The 7,456-nt window shown below is 73.2% G+C and carries 6 protein-coding genes; 5 read left to right on the forward strand and 1 reads right to left on the reverse strand.

Features of this window, described 5'->3' with window-relative positions:
- The first annotated feature begins 101 nt into the window (after positions 1-101).
- From ACSW7Y_RS14815 to ACSW7Y_RS14830, 4 genes are all read left to right on the forward strand, one after another.
- Positions 102-1,475 (forward strand): MFS transporter, encoded by a 1,374-nt coding sequence (locus tag ACSW7Y_RS14815; protein WP_438127009.1) that lies wholly within the window; start codon positions 102-104, stop codon positions 1,473-1,475.
- A 63-nt stretch (positions 1,476-1,538) separates the two neighbouring features.
- Positions 1,539-2,972: a bifunctional UDP-N-acetylglucosamine diphosphorylase/glucosamine-1-phosphate N-acetyltransferase GlmU gene (gene glmU, locus ACSW7Y_RS14820; protein WP_438127010.1), complete on the forward strand. Its 1,434-nt coding sequence runs from the start codon at positions 1,539-1,541 to the stop codon at positions 2,970-2,972.
- 54 nt (positions 2,973-3,026) lie between these two features.
- Positions 3,027-4,004 carry a ribose-phosphate diphosphokinase gene (locus ACSW7Y_RS14825; RefSeq protein ID WP_412879872.1) on the forward strand — a complete coding sequence of 326 codons (978 nt, stop codon included), beginning with the start codon at positions 3,027-3,029 and terminating at the stop codon, positions 4,002-4,004.
- A 13-nt stretch (positions 4,005-4,017) separates the two neighbouring features.
- Entirely contained in the window at positions 4,018-4,803 is a 786-nt protein-coding gene (locus ACSW7Y_RS14830; RefSeq protein ID WP_438127011.1) for a putative protein N(5)-glutamine methyltransferase, read from the forward strand.
- A gap of 117 nt (positions 4,804-4,920) precedes the next feature.
- Here ACSW7Y_RS14830 and ACSW7Y_RS14835 read toward each other — a convergent pair whose 3' ends face one another.
- On the reverse strand, positions 4,921-6,564 hold the full coding sequence (locus ACSW7Y_RS14835) for a molybdopterin-dependent oxidoreductase (protein WP_438127012.1): 1,644 nt from the start codon (positions 6,562-6,564) through the stop codon (positions 4,921-4,923).
- A gap of 164 nt (positions 6,565-6,728) precedes the next feature.
- Between ACSW7Y_RS14835 and ACSW7Y_RS14840 the strand changes: the two genes are divergently transcribed.
- Positions 6,729-7,385 (forward strand): hypothetical protein, encoded by a 657-nt coding sequence (locus ACSW7Y_RS14840; protein ID WP_438127013.1) that lies wholly within the window; start codon positions 6,729-6,731, stop codon positions 7,383-7,385.
- Positions 7,386-7,456: the final 71 nt, after the last annotated feature.

Below are 7,456 nucleotides of genomic sequence, written 5' to 3' on the forward strand. Positions count from 1 at the left end.
GCCACGAGCCTCCAGGCCGTCCTGCGCGCGCCCCGCGCGATCGGCGGTGCCCCCTCGTCGGGGACGACCCGCGCGACACCGGGACGCGCTACGGTTCGCCCATGACCGTGTCGCCCACCGCCGTGCCACCGCAGCGCACCGACCGCCGCGCGCTCGTCTCCTGGGCGCTGTGGGACTGGGGGTCCGCGGCGTTCAACGCGGTCGTGACCACCTTCGTCTTCAGCACGTACCTGGCCAGCCGGGCCTTCGTCGACCCGGCGTTGGTGGCCGACACCTCGGCTGCCGGGAAGGCCGTCGTGGAGCGCGAGCTCGCGCACAACGCCGCCGTGGTCTCGACGACCCTCGCGATCGCCGGCATCGTCGTCGCGCTCGTCGCCCCGGCCGTCGGACGGCTCGCGGACAGCACCGGCCACCGTCGTCGCTCGGTGCTCATCGCGACGATCGGGATCGCGCTGTCGATCGGCGGCATGGTGTTCGTCGCACCGAGCCAGCCGTACCTGTACCTCGGTGCGGCCCTGCTCGGGATCGGCACCGTCGCGTACGAGATCGCGAGCGTCGGCTACAACGCCATGCTCGGGCAGGTCGCGCCGGGGGACCGGACCGGCCGCGTGTCGGCGATCGGCTGGGCGGCCGGGTACTTCGGCGGCATCGTGCTCCTGGTGGTCCTGCTCGTCCTCTGCATCCAGGACTTCGGGGGCGGCGACGTCGCCGGCCTCCTGCAGCTGCCCGCCACCGTCGCGACCGGCCAGTGGGACGTCCGGGTCGCCATCGGCATCGCCGCGGTGTGGCTCGCCGTGAGCTCGGTGCCGCTCTTCCTCGTCGTCCCGGAGGCCGCCGCGGACCGGTCGCGCGGCGGGAACGTGCTCTCGGCCTACCGTGACCTCGGGCGGGACGTCGCACGGCTGTGGCGGGAGCGCCGGAACGTGCTCGGGTTCCTCGTCGCCAGCGCGGTGTTCCGGGACGGTGTCGGCGCCGTGTTCACCTTCGGCGGCATCATCGCCGCGCAGGTCTTCGGGTTCTCGTCGTCGCAGGTGATCCTGTTCGCCATCGCGGCCAACGTCGTCGCCGGGGTGGCCACCTTCGTCTCCGGGCGTCTGGACGACCGCTTCGGCTCCCGCGCGATCATCATGGTGTCCCTGGTCGGGCTCTCGCTCTGCGGGCTCGGGGTGCTCGCCGCCGGGACGTCGGCGGCGCTGTTCTGGGTCCTCGGGCTCACGCTGGCGCTGTTCGTCGGGCCGGTGCAGGCGTCCTCGCGGTCGTACCTCGCGCGCCTGGCGACCCCCGGCCGCGAGGGGGAGCTCTTCGGTCTGTACGCCACCACCGGTCGCGCGGCGACGTTCCTCGCGCCGACGCTGTTCGCGCTCGCGGTGACGATCGGCGGGTCGACGCGGTACGGGATCCTCGGGATCGTCGTGGTGCTCGTCGCGGGGCTGGTGTGCACGGCGTTCGTGCGGACGGAGCCCGGCGCGCGCTGATCGTGCGGGGCCCCGCACGGGTCGGCGGCCGCGATCCGGCAACGCGTGCGCCAGGATGGGGACATGACCGACCAGCGCATCGCCGTCGTCGTCCTCGCCGCAGGCCAGGGCACCCGCATGAAGTCCGCCACGCCGAAGGTGCTGCACCGCCTCGCCGGGTTGCCGCTCATCGCGCACGTGCTCCGGACCGCGTCCTCGCTCGAGCCCGAGCACGTCGCCGTCGTCGTGCGGCACGAACGGGACCGCGTCGCCGCCGAGGTCGTCGAGCGTGCGCCGGACGCCCTCGTGGTCGACCAGGACGACGTCCCCGGCACGGGCCGCGCCGTGGAGGTCGCTGTGCAGGCACTCCCCGCGGACTTCGACGGAGCCGTCGTGGTGCTGTCGGGCGACGTACCGCTGCTCGACACGGTGTCCCTCCGGTCGCTCGTGGACGCCCACGTCGGCGGTGGCAACGGAGCGACGTTCGTCAGCGCGATCGCCCCGGACCCGACCGGTCTCGGCCGCATCGTCCGCGATGCCGACGGTGCGTTCGTCGGGGTCGTCGAGCACAAGGACGCGACGCCGGACCAGCTGACGATCACCGAGGCGAACGCCGGCATCTACGCGTTCGACGTGACGCACCTCCGCGCCGTCCTGCCGTCGCTCACCACGGTGAACGCGCAGGGCGAGAAGTACATCACCGACGCTCCTGCACTGATCGGCGCACGGGGCGGGCGCATCGACGTGGTCACGCTGACCGACCCGTGGCTCGTCGCCGGCATCAACGACCGCGCGCAGCTCTCCGACGCGGCCCGCGAGCTGAACGCGCGGATCGTCCGTCGCCACCAGATCGCCGGTGTGACCGTGCAGGACCCGGCGACGACGTGGATCGACCTCGACGTCACCATCGAGCCGGACGCCGAGGTGCTGCCGGGCACGCAGCTCGTCGGCGCCACCGCGATCGCCTCGGGGGCCGTCGTCGGACCGGACACCACCCTCCGCGACACCGAGGTCGGCGCGGGCGCCACCGTGAACCGGGTCGACGCGACGCTCGCCGTCATCGGCGCGGGAGCCTCCGTCGGGCCGTTCGCGTACCTGCGCCCCGGGACGATCCTGGGCGACCAGGGCAAGATCGGCACGTTCGTCGAGACGAAGAACGCGAGGATCGGCCGGGGCAGCAAGGTCCCGCACCTGTCGTACATCGGCGACGCCGAGGTGGGCGAGGACTCGAACATCGGCGCGAACACGATCACCGCGAACTACGACGGTGTCGCGAAGCACCGCACCGAGGTCGGGTCGAACGTCCGGACCGGGTCGCACAACGTGTTCGTCGCCCCGGTTAGGATTGGTGACGGAGCGTACACCGGCGCCGGGACCACCGTCCGCAAGGATGTCCCTGCCGGGTCGCTGGCGATCAGCTACGCCCCACAGCGCAACACCGACGGCTGGGTCGAGGAACACCGACCCGGCACGCCGGCGGCCGAGGCGGCTCGGCGCGCGCGCGGCGAACAGATCTGACGGCCTCCGGGTCGATCGACACGGCCCCTCGGGGTCAGGGAGTGAGCACGGCACGTGTCCGGAATCAAAGCCACTGGTCAGAAGCGACTCGTCCTCGTCTCGGGCCGGGCACACCCCTCGCTGTCGGCGGAGATCGCGGAGGAGCTCGGCGTCGACCTCGTCCCGACCGACGCCCGCACCTTCGCCAACGGTGAGCTCTACGCGCGGTTCGACGAGTCGGTGCGCGGCTGCGACGCGTTCGTCATCCAGTCGCACACGGCGCCGATCAACGAGTGGCTCATGGAGCAGCTCATCATCGTCGACGCCCTGAAGCGCGCCTCCGCGAAGCGCATCACCGTCGTCGCCCCGTTCTACCCGTACGCCCGTCAGGACAAGAAGGGCCGTGGCCGCGAGCCGATCTCGGCCCGCCTCGTCGCCGACCTCTTCAAGGCCGCGGGCGCGCACCGCATCATGAGCGTCGACCTGCACGCCGCGCAGATCCAGGGGTTCTTCGACGGCCCGGTCGATCACCTCTTCGCGATGCCCGTCCTGCTCGAGCGCTTCCAGGAGATCCTCGACCCGTCGACGCTGACCGTCGTCTCGCCGGACATGGGCCGCGTGCGGGTGGCCGACATCTGGTCGGAGAAGCTCGGCGCGCCGCTCGCGATCATCCACAAGCGTCGCGACCCGCTCGTGCCGAACCAGGTGTCCGTGCACGAGATCGTCGGTGACGTGAAGGGTCGTGTCTGCCTGCTCGTCGACGACCTCATCGACACCGGTCGCACCATCGCGAAGGCCGCCGAGGCACTGAAGGCGAACGGTGCCACGGGCGTCGTCGTCGCCGCCACCCACGCCGTGTTCTCCGACCCGGCCACCGAGCTCCTGCAGAGCGAGTTCATCGACCGGGTGGTCGTCACCGACACGCTCCCGCTGCCGGAGGAGAAGCGTTGGGACCGCCTCGAGGTCCTGCCGATCGCCCCGCTCATCGCCCGTGCGATCCACGAGGTCTTCGACGACGGCTCCGTGACGTCGATGTTCGACGGCGCGGCCTGATCCGCACCGGAACGTGGTGAGCTCGGCCGCGCGCGACGCCCTCGCCGCCCGGCTCCGCTCCGGCGGCAGCGTCTACGCGGAGGACGAGGCCGACCTGCTCCTCGCCGCCGGCGACGGCGACCCGGTCCGCCTCCGCAGCCTCGTCCAGCGGCGGCTCGGCGGCGAACCGCTCGAGTACGTCCTCGGGTGGGCGGCGTTCGACGGACACCGTGTGCGCGTCGCGTCCGGGGTGTTCGTGCCGCGTGCCCGGACGGCCGTCGTCGTGGCCGAGGCCGCTCGGCGACTGCGCCGCTACGACCGGGTCGTCGACCTCTGCTGCGGCGCGGGAGCCATCGCCGTGGCGCTCCTCGAACGCGTCGGCGCACTCGACCTCGTGGCGTCCGACATCGACCCGGCCGCGGTGGACGTCGCGGCGGAGAACATCGGCGACCGCGGGATCGTCGTCGCGGGCGACCTGTTCGAGCCGTTGCCCGAGCGACTCCGGGGAGCGGTGGACGTCATCGCGGTGAACGCGCCGTACGTGCCGACCGACGCCGTCGCGACGATGCCGAGCGAGGCGCGGGACCACGAGCACCGGGTCGCGCTCGACGGCGGGGCGGACGGGCTCGACCTGCACCGGCGGATCGCCGCGGGAGCGGGGGAGTGGCTCCGATCGGGCGGGGCCGTCGTGATCGAGGTGTCGGGACCGCAGGCCGCTGCGTCGGCGCGGGCGTTCGAGGACGGCGGCTTCGAGACGGCGGTCGTCCACGACGACGCGGTCGACGGGACGTGCGTGGTGGCGACGCGGCCGCTCGGCTGAGACGGGACACGCGTGGTCGCGACGTGGTCGCGAGGCTGAGACGACGGCACGTGCGTGGTCGCGACGCGGCCGCACCGCCGAGGCTGCGCGGACCACTCGATCCCGGGCGGGCTGACCTCAGTCCGCCGTGACCGTCACCTCGTGCCAGCCGGTCGCCCCGTTCGGCGCCGGTGCCCGCTCGACGCTCGTCTGCACCTCGCCGTCCGCGCTCGTCGCCCGGACCTGCAGCCGGTGCGTCCCCTTCGTCGGCGTCCACTTCCACACCCACTGGCGCCACGTGTCCGCCGAGATCGAGTCGGCGAGGGTGGCGTCCTGCCACGCACCGTCGTCCACCCGCACCTGCACACCCTTGACCCCGGTGTGCGGATGCCAGGCGACGCCCGCCACCGCGACCGTCGACCCGGCCTCCACGGTGCTGCCGCCGCGCGGCACGTCGATCCGCGACTCGAGCTTCACGGGCCCGCGCTCCGACCAGCCCCGAGGGGTCCAGTAGCCCTGCGCGTCCGCGAACCGGGTGACCTCGAGGTCGGTCACCCACTTCGTCGCCGACACGTACCCGAACAACCCGGGCACGACCATGCGCACCGGGAACCCGTGCTCGGGCGGTAGCGGCTCGCCGTTCATCCCCACGGCGAGCAAGGCCGCCGTGCCGGCGTCCTGCAGGACGTCGAGGGGCGTCCCCGCGGTGAACCCGTCGACGCTCGTGGAGAGCACCATGTCGGCTGCTCCGTGGGGCCCGGCCTTCGCCAGCAGCTCGCGGATCGGGTACCCGAGCCACTTCGCCGTACCGATGAGGTCGCCGCCGACCTCGTTCGAGACGCAGCTCATGGTCGCGACGTGTTCCTCGAGCGGGAGTGCGAGCAGTTGGTCCCAGGTCACTTCGACCTCGCGCTCGACCGCTCCGTGGATGCGGAGCTTCCACGTGGCCGGGTCGACCTGCGGGACGCTCAAGGCGGTGTCGATCCGGTAGAAGGCGTCGTTCGGTGTGATGACGGGTGTGATGCCGTCGACGTCGAGCGATGCTCCGGTCGGCACGGCAGGGGCAGGCGTCGCCGGGCTCGGGAGTCGGATCGCCCGGCGCGCGGCCACCGCTGCCTGCATGGTCGCCGTCCCCAGCCGGGAGGCACCACCCACCACGACCGCGAGCGCCGCGGTCGCGACGCTCCAGACCAGGAACGCGCGGCGCTCGGGACCCGCGGAGCGCGCTGCCGTCCGGCCCGGGCTCTGGTTCGGGGTCGCAGCGGGCGGTCCCGCGACGTCCCCCGCCATCGCCCCGGCCGTCGCCCCGGCCGTCGCCCCGGCCGTCGGGACGGCATCCGCGTGCTCGGCGGCCTCCCACCGGCGCAGGCGCGCGAGGAGCAACCGGAGGAGCACGATCGCGGCCGCGACCCCCACGACGGTCGGGGCGCCGTCGAGCGAGCCACTGCCGGAGCGCGTCGTCACGGCGAGCAGCGACAGCACCCCGCCGATCGCGAACACGACCGCGCCGAGCGGCGGCCGTCGCCGTTCGAGGACGCCCGCACCCGCGCTGATCGCCAGGACGAGGACGAACATCAGCACGAACAGCGCGACCTTGTCGCCGGTGCCGAACAGGGTGACCATGAGGTCCTTGGCGCCCCGCGGGGCCAGGTCGATGACCGCACCGCCGACGCCGACGAGGGGGCTCCCGGCGCCGCCGAGGAACACCGCCACGAGCTCGGCCGCCGCGAGGAACACGACGGCGGAGATCACCCCGACGACTGCTGCCCACGTCTTCCGCACACCGCCGATCGTAGGTCGTCGCTCCCACGTGCTCGCTGGATGCGGTGCACCTGTGGAGAACTGCCGACCACGTGCGTTCACGACCCGGTCAGCACGGACACCGTGATCCGTGCGACGATCAGGGGGTGCTGAGGCGACCCGACCGTGTTCCCCGGTCCGGGCGTGTGCGACGGGGCGGCCGCACGCCGTGGTCGACGGCCCGGAAGTTCGCTGCCCTGCGCTGGACGATCGTCGGGGTCTGGGCGGCGCTGCTCGCGGTCCGCATCGTCGTCGTCACCACCTCGCCGGACACCGACCTCGTCTGGTTCGGGATCGCCGAGGCCGTCGCCATCGCCGTCGGGGTCGCACTCATCCTGTTCGCCCTCGTCCGTGCCCGATCGGTCCGGCTCCGCCGTGAGGACGAGGCGCTCGCGCTCGCGATCCGCCGCATCGACCCGACCGTGTGGCTCGTCCCCGCGGCGCCGACCGACGAGCTCCGCCGTTCCGTCGCCGACCTCCGCCCAGGACTCGCGCTCGGCGACCGGGTGACGTGGGCGTTCGGCGCGACCGAGGCCTCGCTGTGGGAGCTCGACGATCGTCGAGCGACCCGCATGCTCGTGATCCGGTGGTCCCGGATGGTGCACGTCGGCCTCGAGGACGAACGGACACCGACCGGCGCGCGCGGCACCGTGGTCGTGCTGCACCACGTCCGGATGGACGACACCCCGGCCGTCGCGACGTTCTTCGTCCGGTCGGGGCCGGGCTCCCGGCGGATGCTCGGACGGGGGCCGCGGCTCGAGCGGCTCGTCGCGGACCTCGCCCGCGAGCGCATCGTCGCGTAGTCGCTCCCACCACACTGCCCGAGCGCATCGTCGCGTAGCCGGTCCCACCACGCTCCAGAGCGTCGGGTGGG

The organism is Curtobacterium flaccumfaciens (genome assembly GCF_051548005.1).
GTDB lineage: Bacteria > Actinomycetota > Actinomycetes > Actinomycetales > Microbacteriaceae > Curtobacterium.